Source organism: Parabacteroides faecis (assembly GCF_014647375.1).
GTDB lineage: Bacteria > Bacteroidota > Bacteroidia > Bacteroidales > Tannerellaceae > Parabacteroides > Parabacteroides faecis.
The window spans coordinates 12,941-32,671 of the sequence record NZ_BMPB01000004.1 but is presented as its reverse complement, the minus strand read 5'-3'; the positions used below and the strand labels follow the sequence as shown (position 1 = coordinate 32,671).

At 42.3% G+C, this 19,731-nt stretch carries 13 protein-coding genes; 3 read left to right on the top strand and 10 right to left on the bottom strand.

All coding sequences use genetic code 11. The features are described from left to right. Positions 1–6: 6 nt before the first annotated feature. The 8 genes from murI to ribD form a co-directional block, all read right to left on the bottom strand. Complete coding sequence (gene murI, locus IEY67_RS06325; protein ID WP_183668790.1) at positions 7–840, bottom strand: glutamate racemase; 834 nt, start codon at positions 838–840, stop codon at positions 7–9. A gap of 79 nt (positions 841–919) precedes the next feature. Beyond that, positions 920–1,423, bottom strand: coding sequence for an OmpH/Skp family outer membrane protein (locus IEY67_RS06320; RefSeq protein ID WP_122354703.1), 504 nt, complete (start codon positions 1,421–1,423; stop codon positions 920–922). Positions 1,424–1,492: 69 nt separating this feature from the next. Beyond that, complete coding sequence (locus tag IEY67_RS06315; protein ID WP_122354701.1) at positions 1,493–2,008, bottom strand: OmpH/Skp family outer membrane protein; 516 nt, start codon at positions 2,006–2,008, stop codon at positions 1,493–1,495. A gap of 124 nt (positions 2,009–2,132) precedes the next feature. Further along, a complete protein-coding gene (gene bamA, locus IEY67_RS06310; protein WP_122373569.1) occupies positions 2,133–4,814 on the bottom strand; it encodes an outer membrane protein assembly factor BamA in 2,682 nt (893 codons plus the stop codon). A 14-nt stretch (positions 4,815–4,828) separates the two neighbouring features. Further along, positions 4,829–5,572 carry an undecaprenyl pyrophosphate synthase gene (gene uppS / locus IEY67_RS06305; protein WP_122354675.1) on the bottom strand — a complete coding sequence of 248 codons (744 nt, stop codon included), beginning with the start codon at positions 5,570–5,572 and terminating at the stop codon, positions 4,829–4,831. Positions 5,573–5,580: 8 nt separating this feature from the next. After that, positions 5,581–6,300 (bottom strand): type IX secretion system protein PorG, encoded by a 720-nt coding sequence (gene porG, locus IEY67_RS06300; RefSeq protein WP_183668788.1) that lies wholly within the window; start codon positions 6,298–6,300, stop codon positions 5,581–5,583. An 82-nt stretch (positions 6,301–6,382) separates the two neighbouring features. Continuing rightward, positions 6,383–7,813 (bottom strand): BamI family beta-barrel-assembly machinery protein, encoded by a 1,431-nt coding sequence (gene bamI, locus IEY67_RS06295; protein WP_183668786.1) that lies wholly within the window; start codon positions 7,811–7,813, stop codon positions 6,383–6,385. Positions 7,814–7,877: 64 nt separating this feature from the next. Then, positions 7,878–8,939, bottom strand: a complete 1,062-nt coding sequence (ribD, locus tag IEY67_RS06290) for a bifunctional diaminohydroxyphosphoribosylaminopyrimidine deaminase/5-amino-6-(5-phosphoribosylamino)uracil reductase RibD (protein WP_183668784.1) — start codon at positions 8,937–8,939, stop codon at positions 7,878–7,880. Between the two features lie 54 nt (positions 8,940–8,993). Between ribD and prmC the strand changes: the two genes are divergently transcribed. Genes prmC through IEY67_RS06275 form a run of 3 tightly spaced genes read left to right on the top strand, consistent with a single transcriptional unit; the run spans position 8,994 to position 10,997 of the window. After that, on the top strand, positions 8,994–9,851 hold the full coding sequence (gene prmC / locus IEY67_RS06285) for a peptide chain release factor N(5)-glutamine methyltransferase (protein ID WP_183668782.1): 858 nt from the start codon (positions 8,994–8,996) through the stop codon (positions 9,849–9,851). Next, positions 9,839–10,327, top strand: a complete 489-nt coding sequence (locus tag IEY67_RS06280) for a regulatory protein RecX (RefSeq protein ID WP_183668780.1) — start codon at positions 9,839–9,841, stop codon at positions 10,325–10,327. The genes prmC and IEY67_RS06280 overlap by 13 nt, the downstream gene beginning before the upstream one ends. Continuing rightward, a complete protein-coding gene (locus IEY67_RS06275) occupies positions 10,311–10,997 on the top strand; it encodes a ComF family protein (RefSeq protein ID WP_183668778.1) in 687 nt (228 codons plus the stop codon). The genes IEY67_RS06280 and IEY67_RS06275 overlap by 17 nt, the downstream gene beginning before the upstream one ends. Positions 10,998–11,207: 210 nt before the next feature. Here IEY67_RS06275 and IEY67_RS06270 read toward each other — a convergent pair whose 3' ends face one another. Then, on the bottom strand, positions 11,208–14,429 hold the full coding sequence (locus IEY67_RS06270) for a DUF6383 domain-containing protein (protein ID WP_183668776.1): 3,222 nt from the start codon (positions 14,427–14,429) through the stop codon (positions 11,208–11,210). A gap of 746 nt (positions 14,430–15,175) precedes the next feature. After that, positions 15,176–18,550, bottom strand: coding sequence for a DUF6383 domain-containing protein (locus tag IEY67_RS06265; RefSeq protein ID WP_183668774.1), 3,375 nt, complete (start codon positions 18,548–18,550; stop codon positions 15,176–15,178). Between the last annotated feature and the right edge of the window lie 1,181 nt (positions 18,551–19,731).

Sequence of the window (19,731 nt, the reverse complement as noted above, 5' to 3'; positions counted from 1 at the left end):
ATCATTTTAATCTATAGAAATCTGCTCTACCTCTATAGGGTCATTCAGGAAGACAGAGGCGGCATCTGAAAACTTTGCAGCCGATTCCGTTGTCAGAAACCGGCATTCTCCACCATGGGTAAGCCGCCGGTTCATTTCCGGATGTCTGTTTAAGTAATCTATCAGGCTCTCCGCCACGTATTCGCCCTGAGGGAGCACTGTTATACCGGCTGGTAAATATTGCTTGATTTTGCCAATTAAAAGAGGATAATGCGTGCATCCCAATACCAGAGTGTCTATCCTGGGATCCACAGATAAAATATGATCCAAATGCTTTTTTACAAAATAGTCTGCCCCCGGAGAATCGAACTCATTATTCTCAACCAAAGGAGCCCACATCGGACAAGCTTCCCCCGTCACCTTAATATGTGGAAACATTTTACCAATCTCAAGCGAATAAGATTGAGAAGAGATCGTACCGGAAGTGCCTAAAATACCGATATGCTTTGTTGTACTGATCCGGTCCATTATCTCCACTGTCGGACGAATGACGCCTAGCACACGGCGTTCTGCATCCCATTCAGGAAGATCTAGCTGCTGAATGGAACGCAACGCTTTTGCCGAAGCTGTGTTACAAGCCAAAATAACTAATTGGCATCCTTCTTCAAACAACTTCAATACAGCCTGACGGGTAAACCGGTAAACGACCTCAAACGAACGTTGCCCATACGGGGCACGTGCATTATCACCCAAATAAATATAGTCATATTCAGGCATTGCCTGGCGGATTTTATCAAAGACAGTCAACCCGCCATAACCGGAATCAAAAATCCCTATCGGTCCTGTTTGTTGTGAAAACATATTTCTTCCTTCTTTTATAATACAACAAAGGATGCCCTCCATAGAAAGGCATCCTTTATTATATCTCTAATTAGAATTATTATTTCAAACCTAATTTAGCTTTTACCAGCGGAGTTGCATCGATTGCAGAATTACCAGTATAAAGAACGATGCCAGGATTGTTATCAAGCATATATGTATAGCCTTTTTCATCTCCTACAGCTTTGATAGCAGCTCTGAGCTTTTCCTGGATCGGAGCCAGCAATTCCTGCTGTTTTTTACTCATATCCTGTTGTGCAACCTGAGTAAAGTTATCCACTCTCTGCTGAATATCCTGCAATTCCTGCATTCTTCTTACTTTGATATTTTCAGTCATTGAGTCCTGTTGGGCGATATAATCAGCATATTTTTTCTGCCATTCATCTTCCATCGTTTTCATCTCGCCGGCATATTTGTCATTCATTTGCTTTAACGTTTCCTGCATAGCCGTTATTTCCGGCATTACAGACATAATTTCCTGAGAATTTACGATCGCTACTTTCATTTCCTGAGCAAAAACTCCTAACGGGAGGATCATCAACAAAAAAATAATCAGTTTCTTCATTTTCTATAAAATATTACTTGTTATTAATCAATCATTTTTTTTGTGCATAAAGCGCACAAATGTAAGCATTTATTTTGAATATCCTAACTTTAACAGCACTTCATTGCTAATATCTATCTTCGGAGAAGCATAAATAATATTCATAGCAGCAGCACGGTCAACAACCATTTGATATCCTTTGTCATCCGAAATTTCTTTCACTGCGTTGTATATCTCATCCTGAATAGGCTTCATCAGACTTTCACGCTTCTTATACAACTCACCTTCCGGCCCGAAATACTGACGTTTCAAGTCTTGTGCTTCCTGTTCCTTCTTCACAATTTCCTCTTCACGCTTCGTTTTCATCTCGGCAGAAAGAAACACCAAGTCACTCTGATAGGTCTTATACATATTTTGCGCTTCCTGCTGAATAGCTTCCACCTCGTTCTGCCATTTCTTTGACACCTGGCTCAACTGTTCGTTTGTCATTTCATAAGCCGGAATATTTTTAAGAATATATTCCATATCTATCAAAGCAAACTTTTGCGCCATACCGGCAAAAGAGCAGAGGAGCATCATACAACTCAAAACAATAATCTTCTTCATACGCTTTCTTTTTATAGTTTCACTCTCTGACTACAAATATAGCGGAGGGTTTACTTTGTTCCAACGAATTATGGTTAACGCTTGACGATGAATTGTTAAATTTAGATTAATCCATTGTTTTTTATTAGAACTCCTGTCCAATAATGAAGTGGAAGTTACTACCACCAGCACTACGTGAACCATCGACCTTGTCGAAACCGTATGCCCAGTCGATACCCATCAAACCGATCATCGGAAGGAAGATACGAACACCGACACCGGCGGAACGCTTCAAGTCAAACGGATTAAAGCTCTTCAAATCTCTCCAAGCATTACCGGCTTCAGCAAATACAAGACCGTAAATCGTAGAAGACGGTTCCAACAAGAACGGATAACGTAACTCCATTGCCAAGCGGGAGTAAGCATAACCGTAAGAACTATATCCACCGTTACCGGCGATACTACCATTTTCGTAACCTCTCAAACCAATCGTTTCCGTTGCGTATGTACTGGAGTATCCACTCATACCGTCACCACCCATATAGAAGGTTTCGAACGGAGAACGTTTATGTTTGTTGTAAGATCCCAGGAAGCCGTATTCCACACGGGTCATCAATACCGGTGTACGCTTAACTGCCGAAGGAGCCAACGGAGAGAAGATCTTTGCTTTGAACTTCCACTTATGGTATTCGATAAGCTTAAACTTACTTTCGTCATTATCGCTCATGTTTGCATAATCCTTTCCATCCCATAAAGAGTAAGGAGGAGTTGCACTGACAGACAAAGAGAACTGTGAACCACGACGAGTATACAGCGGGTTGTCGATAGAGTTACGCTGCAACATCAATTCCAGGTTTATATTATGGCAATTGCCATTCTGTACCAGGAAGTATGCCCAGTCGTGCATCATATACAACTGATAATTCAATGTAGCCATGAACTGGAAGTAGTCATCCGGCCAGTTCAAACGTTTACCGTAACCGGCAGAAAGTCCGAACATCATGATTGACTTATCCGGGTCGTATGCCAATTCGTAGTTGTTATACCCGCCATAACCATAACTGCCGCCATAACCGCCATACATACCACCATAGCCGCCATAATAAGGATAACCATAACCACTACCATAATAATTAGACATACTATTATTATAGTAGTTACTACTGATATCAGTCTGTTTAGAGAAGTAAGCACTTACGGAAAGCGTATTCGGGCGTCTACCTCCGAACCATGGGTCCATAAATGAAATACTGTATGCCTGGTAGTAGCGTCCGTTGGTCTGACCGCTTAATGTCAAAGTCTGGCCTTCACCTTGCGGAATGATACCTTTATAGGTCTTCGGATTCAGGAAGTTCTTCATAGAGAAGTTCGTAAACTTCAGACTCAACTTACCGATCACACCTGTCTGTCCCCAACCGGCCGAGAATTCGATCTGGTCATTAGCCTTTGATGTCAGGTTATACTGGATATCCACTGTTCCGTTTTCAGGATCAGGTAATGGCTTCGGTTCCATATTTTCAGGGTCGAAGTGTCCCATCTGGGCAATTTCACGAACGGAACGCATCAAATCTTCACGGCTGAACAACATACCTGGTTTGGTACGAAGCTCACGACGCACGATATCTTCATACAGACGGTCGTTACCGTTAATGATCACACGGTTGATGGTAGCCTGCGGACCTTCCTGAATACGCACTTCCAAAGAGATAGAGTCGTTATCCACATCTACTTCTACCGGGTCGGCACTAAAGAAGATGTAACCATTATTATAATAGACATTGGATACGGCATCTTCATCTGTCGACAAACGTTCCGTCAGCTTTTTCTGGTTATACACCTCACCCGGCTTCATTCCGAGGATCGCTTCCAGATAATCAGATGCGTACTGCGTATTACCCACAAAACGAATGTCTTTCAGATAATACTTGTCTCCTTCTTCCAGTTTCAGGAAGATATCGACCTTCTTCTCATTAAAATTCACAACACTATCAGCCAGCAATACAGCGTCACGATAACCATGTTCGTTATATTTGGAGATAATGTTCTGCTTATCTTTTTCGTATTCTTCCGTAGTGAACTTCTTCGTGCTGAATGCTTCCAGGATACTGGTCTTCCAGTCGTTCGGAATACTGAATTTTTCATTCGTCTTCTTCATCGCCTTCTTCAGGTCCCTGTTAGACAAAGCCTTGTTTCCTTCAAAATAAATACGATGAATCTTCGTCTTTTCATTCTTATCGATATTGATATCGACGATCACTTCGCCCTCTTTGGACAAATCATCACGTTGTACAATATCGACGTCTACATTCTTAAAACCTTTGCCGTCAAAGAACTTCTGAATAACGATCTTTGCACGGTCCATCAGGTTGGGAGTTACCTGGAAACCCTTCTTCAAGCCCAACTTGGCTTCAAGGTCTTCCCGTTCCCCTTTCTTTATACCATGATAATTTACTTCTGATATACGGGGACGTTGCTTCAACTGGATCTCCAGCCAGATCTCGTCACCTTCAATCTTGGTTGCCAGGATTTTTACATCCGAGAACAATCCGTGTTTCCAAAAACGCTTTACCGCTGTTGTAATCTCATCACCGGGGATAGTGACCATGTCACCGACCGATAGTCCGGAGAAACCGATTAACACGAAATCATCATAATTTTTAATACCCGTTACCTTGATATCGGCAATTTTATACCGTTTCGGCGCTAACGAATAATCAATGACCGGCACTTCTGCCGGTGCTTCAACCTGGGTAGTGTCACTTTCCTGGGCAAATGCTCCGCAGGCAAAACCTAGGAAAATAAAAAACAGCACTATTCTTTTGTACATATAACAGCTATTGTTTATAAGATTAATTGCTCACTTGTCTTACCGAAACGGCGTTCACGTTGCTGGTAATACAATATAGCTTCATACAACTCTTCTTCTCTGAATGCCGGCCAAAAGACATCGGTAAAGTAGAACTCCGCATACGAACATTGCCACAGCAAAAAGTTACTGATGCGTTTTTCTCCTCCGGTCCTGATCAACAGATCCGGATCGGGAATGCCTTTAGTCGTCAGGTGGTCCGAGACAACTGCCTCGGTTATATCGTTGGGGGTTATTTTCTTTTCCTCTACAAGAATAGCGAGCTGTTTGACAGCTTCTGTTATTTCCCAGCGGGATGAATAACTAAGAGCCAATACCAGAGTAGTCCCCGTATTGGCAGAAGTTTGTTCGATGCAATCCAGCAACGTAGCGTGTGCATCTTCCGGCAGACGGTCCAGATTACCGATCGCCATCAGACGTACATTATTTTTCATCAAATCCGGGGTCTCCCGATGAATAGCAGAGACAAGCAAACTCATCAATGCCTTCACTTCTTCTTCCGGCCGGTTCCAATTTTCTGTAGAAAACGTATACACTGTCAGGTATTTCAGCCCAATAGCCGTTGCCGCCTCTACCACTTTACGAACAGAAACAACACCTTCCTGATGTCCATAGCTCCGGTCTTTCCCTTGCGCTTTGGCCCAACGTCCGTTTCCATCCATAATAATCGCCACATGTTGCGGCAAGCGATTTTTGTCTATTTCCTCTATCAATGACATAGTGTTTCTCAGTATCTAAACGTACTGTTACTGTTTATACTATTACATGGCCTGTTACGCGGACCGAAGTCCCAGGTAACAGATAGCAGTAAAAATGAATACCAATCCTTGTTCTTCAAAAAACTGCCGCTTATCTGATAAGGATTATCCAACATTGCATTATCTCCGTTCGTAACATCGAATTTATCTCCGAACAATTTACGGAAAGAGAACTCGCAACCCAGGTTAATCCTGTTCTTGATCTTATATTTTACGCCTACCCCTAACGGGATATTCGGTCCGAAAAACGCTTCATTTCCTGTGCCGTATGTAACTCCCAATCCCAGGAATACATACGGAGTAAAGCGCTTCGCTCCTGCATAATCAAATTTATCACTGTACGGAAAGAAGTTAAATTCCATCTGTCCGCCCAGTTCCACCAGGCTACGGCTGAACGATGCCTGCGCATTGTCCGGAAAAACATTTTCCAGTCCTTCCGTGCTGCCCGAAACCTGTCCCCACATCAGATTTGCCTTAAAAGCCCATCTGAAGTTGGCATTATAGCGGAATACTGCTCCCACTGCCGGATTCATTCCTTTAAAGAAAGCATTCTTGTTGGCATCTCCCATATAGAAGGCCCCCCCGGCCATTCCGCCTATTTCATATTTATATTCCTGTGCGTGGAGACCGGAAAATGAACCGACCAGCAGTATCAGTATAAGAACCCGTTGAAAAAAAGTTGAAGTCATATTGCAATGCTGTTATGTTACTACACTTCTTTTTCTAACGGTAAAACCTTCTTAAAATTATACAACCATCCACGAACTTTGATTAATCCTTAAAACCTAAACGGTTTATACGACCCTTCCAGATCTGATCCAGATCATTCGCATTATTATTCTCTTTTCCTCCGAAAATCAGCATGAAATTATCTTTATCCACTAAAACGGATGCAAAACCCCGTGCTTTATAATCTTCCGGCATTACAGCCAATGTGTCCGATAAAATCCATGTCACACCACCGTCTCTGGAGAAATACATATCTTTCTGTGCTTTATTAGCCTCGTCGATACCGCCTACCAGGCAGAATTTATCATCATAAGCAGAAAGCAGAACACCCTCTCTCTTATCAAAATAATCCGATTCCTGATCAGTCAGCAATACCCACTGTCCACCGTTCATGGTACCCCAGGCAGAATTGAGCAACTTACCGTTTCTATCTTTTCCGGCAACAACAGTCAGACTGTTTTGTTTGCTACCCGAAGAATAAGAAGCCAAAGAACCAAAGCCACTAACCGGGAATCCGTCGTGTACAGCTTCACCCGCTTTCCATTCCAGGTCTTTATTCATATAAATAAAGTCCAATGTACCGTTATTATCAGCAATGGCAGACAGGAAAGAAGACTGTCCCAAGCCTTTTTCGTTATTGACCGCTCCCAATAAAGCCTTTATTGAATAAGTCTGCTCTACAATCGTCCAGTCTTGTCCGTTGACAGAGCGATAAAGCGCACCTTTTGTTGTCGGCACATACAATGCATCCCCGTATTCAGTCATCTGTGAAAGACGAACTTCACCGGCTGGCAGACCATTCAAAGTCATATCCGTCCAGCTTCTGGCATTCGAAACTGAAGAGCTATGCAATGAATATCCTTTACTTGCATCAGTTGCTTGTGCGTACATATAATAGTACTCATTACCTTCCTCACCCCACGTTATGACTTTCTGCTCTTTTACGGGGAAGCCAAGTACATTACTTGCATATAGCTCCCAGGTCATAGAATCAGGTACCACCTGATGAATATTAACCCAAGCTTTATAAACCTTTGATGAAAGACCATCATAAGCCTTTGTCACAAATTGAACAGGTTTGGAGAAGTCCAACGAATCTTCTTTATTCCAATAAAAGGTAGAATCCGGCAACGCTTCCTGTGTCACCTCGATAGAAACCAACCCTAAGCCATTCGTTACCTTACAAACGACTTTCCCTACTTCCGTACCGAAAGGCAGAGAGTCCGGATTAAAAATCTTTCCGTTTACCTGATCGATCACAAACTTCACTGTATCCAACTTTCCTCCCAGTATGGAGTCATGACTTATATAAAAAGATGTCAACTGACAATCCTTAGGTACATCATACTCCTGATCGTCTGAATTCAGACAAGAAGACAGAAACAATGCAATACATCCCGCTACAAATAGTACTATTCTATTTTTCATCCAAAAATAAGTTTGTTGCATATAAAGCCACAAAAGTAGAAACATTTTTTGCTTTATTCCCAATATCGGCTAATATTTATAATATTTTAGTTCCATTAAACTACTTCGCTCACTGATTCTTCCTTGAAAAAATAGAGATTACATGATCCTGCACTTTTTTCACGTCCGTCAGTACCAGAGAGGCCACCCTACCCAGATCCGGAGCTTTCACACCCGATTCCAGACTGACAGGGGCTGTTTCAACCAACATTTGATCCCATAAACCTTCCTTTAGAAAATGGCCGAGAAGCGTAGCTCCCCCCTCCACCATCAGGGAATTTAATTTACGGATATACAACTCATGCATCACCTGCGGCAAAACCGGTTGTGAAAAATCAATGGTGACATATTCCACATTCTCCCGGCTTATCGCATCTGCTGCCGTAAAAACCAACGTTTTTACCGTTCCGTCTAACAAATGATAATGAGACGGAATACGTAAAGTTCGGTCGAGTACCACCCTGACAGGCGACTTTCCCGCCCAATGACGTACCGTCAACGAAGGATTATCCAGCAAAGCCGTCTGTGTCCCGACCATGATAGCCGCCACATCCGCCCGCAAACAATGTACCCTGCGCATAGTCTCCGGAGAGGACAACACGACAGCCGGCGACGAATTATCCGTCCGTAGGCGGTCCATAAAGCCATCCGCACTCTGCGCCCATTTCAAATAAATATAAGGGCGCCGTTTTTCCTGGAAAGTCATAAACACCCGGTTCAACTCCCAAGCTTCCTTCTCCATTACGCCGGTCACCACTTCCACGCCTGCCTCCCGGAGCATCCTCACCCCTCTTCCCGACACTTCCGGAAAAGGGTCCAGACACCCGATCACCACACGCGGAATCTGTTTCTTTATGATCAGTTCGGCACAGGGAGGAGTTTTCCCATAATGCGAACAGGGTTCCAGGCTAACATACATGGTAGCCTCTTTCAACAAAGACTCATCACGGACCGAAGCGATTGCATTCACTTCGGCATGCGCTTCGCCATACTTCCGATGATAACCTTCTCCGATAATTTTACCTTGGTGTACAACCACGGCTCCTACCATCGGATTCGGTGCCACACAACCCGCTCCACCGCGAGCTAGTGAAATACAGCGAGCCATATATTTATTTTCAACCTCGACCATTTTCTTTGCTTATAAATGGTTTTTGCATTACTTTTGCATTAAAATTACAATTTTATGACCGAGACTGTCGCCTACATACAAGATACGCTTAAAGACTATTATCCGCTTAGTGAAATTAAAGCTTTCATTCGCTTGATAATGGAGCGCGTGTGCGATATCCAGCCGCATCAATTCTTACTCTGCAAAGATAAAGAATTATCCGATAAGGAAAAGACACAAATTTATAATATCGTAGAACGATTGACAAAATATGAACCGATCCAGTATATTTTCGGTAAAACCGACTTTTACGGATTCGAGTTTCTGGTAGACCCGTCTGTCCTGATCCCGCGTCCGGAAACGGAAGAGCTGGTCGAGCTGATCGTACATGATTATGCGAAAAAAAGCATCGACATATTGGATGTAGGCACAGGAAGTGGTTGCATCGCTATCACGTTAAGAAAATTATTGAGCAAAGCGCAGGTTTCTGCACTCGACATCTCACCCGAGGCCCTGAAAATCGCCCGAAAGAATGCCGGGCTCAACCGTGTGCAGCTCACGTTTTATGAAAGAGATATTCTTCAGCCCTCCAAAACAGCCGATTCCATAGAAGAGGAGTTTGATGTCATTGTCAGCAATCCTCCTTATGTCATGGAAAAGGAAAAATCGGAAATGGAGAAAAACGTGCTCGACTACGAACCGTCGCTCGCCCTGTTCGTCCCCGACGACAATCCTCTGTTGTATTATAACAACATTACGCGTTTTGCCGAACAGAAACTGAAGAAAAAAGGGTATCTCTATTTCGAAATAAACGCACAGATGGGTGAAGCCGTCGTGAACATGCTGCGCATGATGGAATTCAAAAATGTAGAACTGATACAGGACCTGTCCGGCAAAGACCGCTTCGTAAAAGCACAGACATGGAACAGATAACCGAAGCAGAAATGTTACGCCGTGCTGCCGCCTATTGTTCGACAGCCGAACGTTGCATCCAGGACGTACAAAAAAAGATCAAGGCTGCCGGACTCACTCAGGAGGAAGGCGAACGCATCATCGCACGCCTGCTTCAGGAAAAGTTCATCGACGAACACCGGTTCGCCCGCTACTTTGTGAATGATAAGTTCCGTTTCAACAAATGGGGACGCATCAAAATCGCCTACGAACTTCAAAAAAGAAATATCCCCGCCGCCATACGTACAGATGCGTTGGAAGGGATAGATGAAACAGAATATGCCCATATCCTCCAATCGTTGCTAAAGGCGAAAAAGAAGTCGACCAAAGGAAAAGACGACCGGGATATTTACATCAAACTTCTCCGTTTTGCCGCTGGCCGTGGTTTTGAGAACCGCGAAGTATCCCGTTGCCTGAAACAATTATTCAACGGTAACGATTATGAGGAAGATTTTTAACGACCTGCTGAATCTCTTCTTTCCTAAACTTTGCATGATATGCCAGACTCCTCTTGTCGGAGGGGAAGAACATATCTGCCTGAAATGTCTTTGCGATCTTCCCCGTACAGGTTATGATTTCCTGAAAGAGAATCCTGCCACATTCCTGTTCGCAGGAAAAGTTCCCGTTTACCGGGCTACCGCTTTCCTTCGTTATGAGAAAGGCGGCCACGTACAACAACTCATCCATTCCCTGAAATACCACGACAACCGTGAGATCGGCTTCCGGCTGGGACGCATGGCAGGTCTGCATTACCGGCAAGCCATCCAGTCAGACTGTCCCGACCTGCTCCTTCCCGTCCCACTTCATCCCGGAAAAAAGAAAAAGCGCGGTTACAACCAATCCGAATGGATAGCCCGGGGACTGAACAGCCTGTTACAACTCCCCATAGATACCACCAGCCTCCGCCGCATCAAAGAGACAGACACACAGACAAACAAACCGACCTACGAGCGCTGGCAGAACGTACAGGATATCTTCTCGGTGGTCGCCCCGAAAGAACTGGAAGGCAAACATATCCTCCTGATAGACGACGTCATCACCACCGGTTCGACCATCGGAGCATGTGCCGAAGCCTTACTGACCGTGCCCGGAGTACGGGTAAGCATACTGGCTGTAGCGATCGCCTGAAAAACAGCAAACAACTATAAATACAGAAAGCCCGACAGAGTTACTGACCGGGCTTCCTCCTGCACTCTCTCTTCACAGAGATAAAACAGAGTTACTTTATTTTTATTACTTTAGTATTACTAATACTGCTTGTTCTCCTGTCGCAGGGTATTTAGCTCATATAAAAAGCTGCGCAGTATTGAAAAATTATTTGATTAAATAATTGTCTGTTTATTTTACAATCGCTTTCACAGCAGCTTCGCCTTCGACAGCAACAACCACAACACCAGCAGGAGCAGCGATAGTAGCTTCGTCGGAAGTAATCAGCGTGCTGGCTACAGTCTGGCCGAGAACATTGCTGACAGCCACCTTCTTGCCTTGTGCACCCTTAACGACAACAGCACCTTCTGTTGCAGTTACACTGATCGTAGATACGGAAGGAGTAACAGCATCTGTTGCCACTTCGTCATCTGCCTTATATTCTACATCGAAGATCAAAGCATCGTCATCACGGGTAAAGAGATCGAACTTAGAATCGTCGTCAGAAAGAACCAGACAACCGTTCTGCATCTTCAACCAGTTCGCATTCACCGGAGCGATTTCGTCTGCAGGATTCACAGCGATCGATTCGATCAGGAATCTCTTATCGTCAGTTGCAGCCTTAGCCGGATTCAGATAACGGAAAGACCAGGTCACCGTTTTATGGCGGTCACCTCTCAGGTTAACGATATAGTCGGCTGAATATTTACCGGCTTTAACTGCTTCACGAACAGCCGCAGGATCAAAATCTTTGGCAGTAACGTCAGCAAACATACCGTTCAGGATATACAGACTGTCACCTACATGAGCCGCTTTCACGAAACCAGCGCGAATATATTTCTTCCATGCGTAAACTTCTTCATTACCGGCTACAGCAGCAGAGTCTTTGAAATTCACCAGATATTTTCCGAATTCGAAGCCCGGAACAGCAGGTGTAGCATGACCACAATGTTCTGCATCGGTTTCCTTTCCATTTTTATCATAATGCTTACCTGTTTCAGTACAAGGCACACCCGGAGTTGCCGCTTTATCAGTACGTTCAATAGAGATCAGATACTGCGGTTTGATATAACCGGCACCACGATTCACCCAAGCCGTATCAACGATAAACGCCAATCCGGAAGGAGCTTTCGCGTCTGTGTAGATACCCAGGAAGTCGATACCTTTGTGAGTAAAGTTCTCGTTACCTTCGATCTGCAGGTATTCTTTACGATATTGTTCAACGAATCTTACAGTATCAGGACCGTCACCGGCTACCGCACCTTCCAGAGTCGTGTTGAAACGACGATAGAGAGGAGCATCATAAGGAGAGATCAGGAAAGAAGAAGTTCTGGCTTCTGCGATCAACTGTGCTTTCAAAGTAGCATCCTGAGTTTCGTCAGAAACACCGGCTTTAATCTTTAAAGGATTATCACGAACTACCAATGTATAGAAATCATTTTTCTGTTCGTCGCTGGTTCTCTGTACATCATTATTTTCTTTGAAGAAGAATGTTACAAGATCAAAGTCAGGATCCGCAGAAATAGCGTATTGGTTTTCTGCATCTACACCGAATTTCAAATTACCATCAGCAGCAGGAACAGTCATCTGATAAGCCTGACGCCGTAATTGCTTCAAACCACTGATACGACCGTTAGCATTTGCTACCGTATAACCATAATCAGCAATAGTACCTACAGCGTTCACTACAAACGGCTGGATATTGTCTTTAACAACCAACAGCGAATCCGTAGACTTGCCAATATACTTATCGCTTACATACGGGTTAAAGTAGTTGAATGTATAACGATTTACTTTCAAATCGTTGCTGTCAAAGTTCTTGTAACCAAGCAAACTATCACCTAAAACAGTCAGGTCAGTGATCTGAATGAAGTTCAAAGAGTCTTTTGAGTCGATAGCCTTAACGCTATTCATTGAGATATTACTTGCCACAGAATAATAAGTAGCACCACTGTTCTTATACAACTGTATAGCTGGAGCTTTAGCATAGTTAGCAAACTCACGGTTTGTCAATGTCACAGTAGACTTGTCTTTCGCATATTCAGTAATATTGTCTTTCAAAACAACCCACTGGTATGCCGGCATATGAGCCACATTCTGTTCGTCAGCATTTACAGTAACCCATTCAGCCAATTCACCATTATCGTAGATCGGAGATGCCAGGTACTGACCTTTTGCATTTCTGATATAATACAAACCATCTGCGATTGAAGTTCTGCTATCTACTGCCGTTGCAGCATCAGACACAGAGAAAAGGAGGTTTTCTTTTTCTAATGTAGCATACGTCGGAGTTTCAGGAGAATAAAATGTCATCACCTCTGTCGTAGGTGTCAATAGAATACTCGACAATGTGCAATACTCATAAGGAGTACCGCTAGCCAAAGCTGTATACCAATGTGAACCATCAACATCAGGAGTCTCATCATAAGTGAATCTTGAATTTACTTTCGCTATAGAAACGAAAACACTGTCTCTAAACAGATCTTTTTCGATCTTGAAATTATTCGGAACCAGAGCTGATGCATCTTCACCGGTCTTCAATGCTTTACGAGCCAACTGGTATAAATTATTTTCATTCAGACCTGTTGCAGCATGAACAGCCGTGTCCACACGTAAGTACTTTTGTGTACCGAGTTCTTTTAATGTAACAAAACCGGGAATACCATTTTCTGCATGAAATTTCACATTGCTGATCGCATCAACGAACAATGGTGTTTTGTTCGGGGTCATTGTGAAGTAATCACCGTTCGTCGCATCTGTCAAAACATTCAGATCGTCAGCTTTCATAACAACTGAAGTCGGTTTTACAGCCTGAATATCAGCATTGGTCGTACCCAAGCTACCCATGTTTTTATTAGCGTATTTATAAGCATACACATAATCTGTTCCGCTAATATTCGTTACGCCTAACGCCATGGTCGAGTCGGTGTCGATTGCATAAGTTAAACCTTTCACATCGGCTAAACCTGTTGCATCTGCCGAGTTCGCAACCCATGCCCATGCCATATTAACACCGGTAACAACCAAGCTAGGATCTGTAACACCTGTCGGAGCGGTTACTACACCTCCGTCATCTGCAGCTACAGCGTTCTTCGGATCAAAAGAGATAGTCAAACCAGTAGCTTTATTTACAAATGTAAAGTGGTTTGAATTGGAGGCACTTGCGGCAATAGTCCATAGTGACTGATTGTAATCAGCATCTAAATCACCTGTCACTTTAACGAGTTTACCATCATCCAGTTTGAAAAATTCAGCCACAGCAGCAGTACCATCGTCTGCACTAATCTGTTCACCTGAAAGCACATAATAGCCCTTTTCAATCTCTGTCACCTTATCCGCTTTCACCTGTGCATAGGCGGAAACGGAACCAAGCAGCAAAGCACCGGCTACCAAAGTAGAAAACTTTTTGTTCATAATCAATAAATTTAATTAATAATATTACTATACTAAAAGTTAATGTATAAAATCCTCTCAACCGTTGATATTCGTTAAATGACGAGTTTAAACGGTCGTTTTTTCTAGTCATTTTTTGAGCCCGGTTTTTATTTCATGTCAAAAAGGGATAACTTCGTCCTTATTTTTCTATCATCCTGATAAGAAAGGTGATATAAACGGTAAAAAAGATTGGATAAAAGATTGTCGGTTAAAAAGATTGTTGTATTTTTGTGACGAGAAAAAAGGACCGTTTTCTTTAGTCACAAGATATATACTCCCTAGATTTTGTAAATCAAAGCATAAATCACAAATATCACTTTATTCGAATTATTGATATAATTACGTTAGTGTACGCACACGTACGTAGTAATATGACATTTTTCCTATCAATACAGGCAAAAAGTAAAAAAAGATCAGAATCCTTTACTTTTTCATCATAAGAAAACAAGCCGAATACTCCACCCGATAAATAAAACACCCCAAAAAGTTTTTACATAAATTAAGCCAACAATACTTCACACCGCGAATAAACAACGAAAGCCCGGCAGGTTAATCCTACCGGGCTTTGTTTTGTCTGTTTTCACTCTTCACAGAGGTGGAACAGAAGAACTTTATTTCATTACTTTAGTATTAATATTTACCGCTTGTTCGCCTTCACAGGGTAGTTGGAGTCTGATGACACCTCGCGGTAAACAATTTAAAATTATTTTGATTATAAATATTTCTTATTTTACGATAGCTTTTACAGCTGCTTCACCTTCAACGGCTACAACTACTACACCAGCAGGAGTTGCGATTGTTGCGTTATCAGAAGAAACTACTGTGCTAGCTACAGTCTGGCCTAATACATTAGTAACTGTTACAGTCTTACCAGCTGCGTTCAATACCTGGATACCACCGTTTACTGTTACCACCTTAACAGTGCTTTCAGCATCGATAGCTTCGTTTGAAGTAGGAACGTCGTCACCTTCAGACAGTGAGAAGATCTGAGCATCACGCATGATTTCGTCGATAGAGCCATTAGCACCTTCATGATCTTCAGATGAACCAGTTGTTGCTGTATGACGTGCAATCACCGGACAACCGTTCTGTACTTTAATCCATCCACCAGTGAATGAACCAGCAGCTACACGTTCTGATTCGATGAAGAAGTTTTCTTCGTCACCTCTGTTGATCAGACGCAGTGAGAATGTATAAGGAGATCCCATAGTTACCGGAGTCAATGCGGCCAATTTAGCAGGATCGATAACACCACCTTTTTCTTCGCTAACCTTAAGGCTTGCAAGAGTTACAGCGTCTTCATTTAAAGGATCATTTGACAGAATATAAAGTTTACCATTCTGATAAATACCTTCTACGAAGCCCAGACGGTCATAGCTTTCAAACTTGTAATCTTTACCGTAATCTTTCATGTTGATCAGGAAGCGACCTGTCATATAACCTTTATAAGGATCAGCATGTCCGCAAGGATCAGTTACTTCGTAACCATGAATATCACACCAGTAACCATCAGCTACAGTTGCTGTATCAACAGCGAACAAGAATTCAGGCATGATACCTGCATTATCGCTAACCTTAAATGAAGCCATTGAAGGATTGTAACCTTCAGCCTGGTGAACACCTTCAGAAGTCAAACCAAGGAATCCGAATGTTTCAGAACCATTTCCTTCATACAGATATTCATTAGCTGCACCTCTCTTCAGGAAGAACTTAACAGTTTTCTCAGCTGTCAAATCACGATACAACTGTACATCAGCCAATGCAATAGCAAATGTTGAGCTCGGTTCGCTAGGAATATTATTCAAGTCATCGTAAGCCAATTTAGATGTAGATTCCAAAGAAGCCTGACTGATAGCAGTGTTAGCAGTAGTACCGTCTGTTTTGATCAATACATACGTTTCAGTTTCACCCATTACTTCGTCTGATTTGAAGAAGAATACAGCTTTTTTCAAGTTTGCAGCAGTACCTTCAGCTTCAGTCATAGCCTTGTAATAAGTCGGCTTACCGTTTTCTTCAACCTGATAAATCCAAGTTTTGTCGTTGTCGATCAATGTTTCATCCAATACCTTTACAGTATATGCTTTTCTTGACAAAGCAGGAAGAGAAGCAACTTGACTTCCAAATGCAACAGTACCTGCTTCATAGAATTCGTAATAGCTATTCACACCCTTAGTAGGAACGAAGAAGTTACCATCAGTCAAGTTCAGGAAGTGATCATCAACCAGATTATCGTTGAATTCGAAAGTGAATTTGTTAACCAACAATTTGTCACCTGCGTTATAGTAACCATGATCTGCACTTGTCAATGCATTATTAGCTGTAACAGCTGCAATATCATAAGCTTCACGATCGTTCAATTGCTTAGCAGCCAAACCTGCATAAGTTTTATCAATAGCAAAGTATTTGCCATCTTTTACATAAAGCTGACCTTCGAATACTGTCGGAACACCGAATTCGCGGTTCTTAACGATTACTTGTTCGTTACCTTTTTTCTCAATAGTCCACATTGTTGCAGGCATATTGTCGTAGTTCTGATTTTCTGTCGGAACATCCAGTTGCATGTCACCGGCGAAATTGCATACGATATATTCGCTACCATCTTTGATAGTATAAAGGTTAGAAGCAAATTCTGCACGCTGCAGATAAGAGAATGCCTGTTCGATAGAAGTTGTAATAGCAAAACCATCTTTAGAAGCCGGTGCTACAGTAATAACCTTGCTACCATCTGACAATTTTACAGTTGTAAAAGATACAGATTTTTCAGCATAATCAGCTACTGCTTCATTAACTACAGAGTTGGCAGATGTAAGCTGACCGTTAGTACCTTTTACTGTAAAGGAAGTTGCAGCAGCACATGAAGCAAACAATGTTCCATCGTTATATTCTTTATCTGTCATAATACCAGCATTCAACGGTTCGATGAATACGCGGTCTTCTGACGGGAAGTAAGTTGCACGGAACATTGCACGCGCTTTCAAATAATCACTACCTGTCGGAGCAGCTGCAGCAATTACTTTCACGCTAGGAGATACGCTCGGAAGCTTATTTTCTTCATAGCGTTCAGTGCTGATCTGCAAATAATTAGCGCCAGCCTTGAATGACAAATTGAAGTTTTCATAATCAGCGTTTCCAAAAGCTGTTTCAGGATTAGCTACTAAACCTTCTTCTGCAACAAACTCCTGTTCCAAAACACCTTCACCAATTACATTTGTTTCTTCAACTGTGAATTTGAAACTTCCGTCACCGTCTGAATCCAAACGATTGTTGAAATCATCTACAGTCATAAAGAAAGGAGCAGCCATAACCGGTTTGATCTCCAAAGCATTCAAGGAAGAAATGTTAGCCGGAACATCACTAATCTTAACAGCAACCAATGATGTAGCAGCAACAGGAGCACTAGCAGAAGTCTGACAGTTATAACCGTTAGTTGCTAATGCCGTATTGATTGCATTGCTTTCTGCTGTAGCTGTAGCTTTATCCAAATACATTACCTGCTTTTTGTTATTAGCATCTGTATAAACAGAGTAAAGAGGAGTCCAACCCAGTGCTGTTGCACCGTTATCATTATTGATATACCAGCTCCAATCAGAAACACCTTTGCTCAGAGCTTCTACATTACCACTGGTTGCCAAAAGCTGGTCGAAAGACAATTTATAGCCAGTTTCTTTATTTACAAAAGAAAAATAGCCACCACTTACACCATCTTCTTTACTGTATTCAATCTTCCACAGAGAAGCAGTCAGAGGAGCTGTTGCAGTTCCGTCTTTTTCAACAACACGTAAATAGATTTTACCTGTTTCTTCGTCGCGTTCCTGAATCAAGACATCTGCAGCAGGAGTAGAAGGATCATTTACTTCCAACTGATACCAGTAATCAGAATTGATTTTCATCACATTTTTGTTCCATTCAGCACCTGTAACTGTTGCAAGAGGAGAGCTGGACGGATCGAGCGTCGGATTATTAGCTCCAGACCCAACGATGTTTGTATAGCCGGTAGTACCCAGACGATATACAAAATCAGTACCTGCATCATAATTCTGCGCAGCTACTGATCCGGTTACCAGGGCGGCAGCCATCAAAGTAAAAAACTTTTTGTTCATAATCAATAAATTTAATATTAATAATAGTGTTATAAAAGTCCTATCTATAACCCCGTTTAAATGTCATCAATTGTTAAATGACTAGATTAAACGTTCCTTTTTTCTCGCCATTATTTGATGTCTCTTTTCACTTCGTGGAAAAAAAGAGGAATTTTGTACTAACTTTGCTATTGTGTTGATAAGAAAGAATATAAGAGAAGAAAAAATATTTGTAAAAACATTGGTGGTTTAAAAGAATGTCGTAATTTTGCTGGCGAGAAAAAAGGAACGATTTTTTTAGTCACTACTTTCTGTTCACTCAATCAATAATAATCATACTCTACAAGCACTTTTTCGACAAAGTAAAATCAAGCATTTTTCACCTATACCCTTCAAATCGGTGCTTATGCGTCAGAACCCCGATGCCTAGTGGTTTTGGAGCCGATAGTAACCCATCGGAGAAAAAGCTGTTTTCGGAACAAAAATAGTGTGGAGTCTCAAAAGTCTCAAAAATCTCTATCCTATTTCTGAAAATACGATATTTTTGCCAGCATCCGTTTTCTGGCAGCAACCAGCTCCTAATAAGATCAGTAAGCCATACTCCTACATCTTTTTCAACATCCGGAATACACTCGCACATCTGATACCGCGGACGCAGGTCTCCTGCAGGATCATTACCGAACACACGTACATTATAATATTCACGTTCAAAGATAACGATCCAGCTTTTTACGCTGGGCATTGAAAGCTCACAAACGTCGGCGCCCCCCAGAGAAAAAGCTTACGTCTTTTTGTCGAAAAGCTTACGTCTTTTTCAGAACGGGTAGGCAGCCATTTGAAATGAGTGCTGCAACGACTTTTCAGGACTGCGGCAACTACTGGAAATGACTGTAGCAGCTACCCAAAATAGCTTCTACAAGCGAGCTCCATAGAGTTACCTTTCAGCCTTCAGCTACTTTACAATATTGATTTATAATGCATTACCCTGAAAGGAGAATAAAACATGTCATTACATTTTCATCCTTCAGGATTAAACTATGATTATCAAAGACAGGAGAACCCTGAAGGCTGAAACGTGCATGATAAGTTCTCGTATGTAGCAGGTAAAATACATGCCTGATGATTCAAAATTGATAAAATATTAAGAAGATTGCTTCTATTAACCGCCATCCCCGACAGGCTACCGGTCGAACTTCTTCTAG

Bases quoted from the DNA above. Each gene is read 5' to 3' on its own strand.
- murI (WP_183668790.1), bottom strand. From the start codon at position 840: ATGTTTTCACAACAAACAGGACCGATAGGGATTTTTGATTCCGGTTAT.
- IEY67_RS06320 (WP_122354703.1), bottom strand. From the start codon at position 1,423: ATGAAGAAACTGATTATTTTTTTGTTGATGATCCTCCCGTTAGGAGTT.
- IEY67_RS06315 (WP_122354701.1), bottom strand. From the start codon at position 2,008: ATGAAGAAGATTATTGTTTTGAGTTGTATGATGCTCCTCTGCTCTTTT.
- bamA (WP_122373569.1), bottom strand. From the start codon at position 4,814: ATGTACAAAAGAATAGTGCTGTTTTTTATTTTCCTAGGTTTTGCCTGC.
- uppS (WP_122354675.1), bottom strand. From the start codon at position 5,572: ATGTCATTGATAGAGGAAATAGACAAAAATCGCTTGCCGCAACATGTG.
- porG (WP_183668788.1), bottom strand. From the start codon at position 6,300: ATGACTTCAACTTTTTTTCAACGGGTTCTTATACTGATACTGCTGGTC.
- bamI (WP_183668786.1), bottom strand. From the start codon at position 7,813: ATGTTTCTACTTTTGTGGCTTTATATGCAACAAACTTATTTTTGGATG.
- ribD (WP_183668784.1), bottom strand. From the start codon at position 8,939: ATGGTCGAGGTTGAAAATAAATATATGGCTCGCTGTATTTCACTAGCT.
- prmC (WP_183668782.1), top strand. From the start codon at position 8,994: ATGACCGAGACTGTCGCCTACATACAAGATACGCTTAAAGACTATTAT.
- IEY67_RS06280 (WP_183668780.1), top strand. From the start codon at position 9,839: ATGGAACAGATAACCGAAGCAGAAATGTTACGCCGTGCTGCCGCCTAT.
- IEY67_RS06275 (WP_183668778.1), top strand. From the start codon at position 10,311: ATGAGGAAGATTTTTAACGACCTGCTGAATCTCTTCTTTCCTAAACTT.
- IEY67_RS06270 (WP_183668776.1), bottom strand. From the start codon at position 14,429: ATGAACAAAAAGTTTTCTACTTTGGTAGCCGGTGCTTTGCTGCTTGGT.
- IEY67_RS06265 (WP_183668774.1), bottom strand. From the start codon at position 18,550: ATGAACAAAAAGTTTTTTACTTTGATGGCTGCCGCCCTGGTAACCGGA.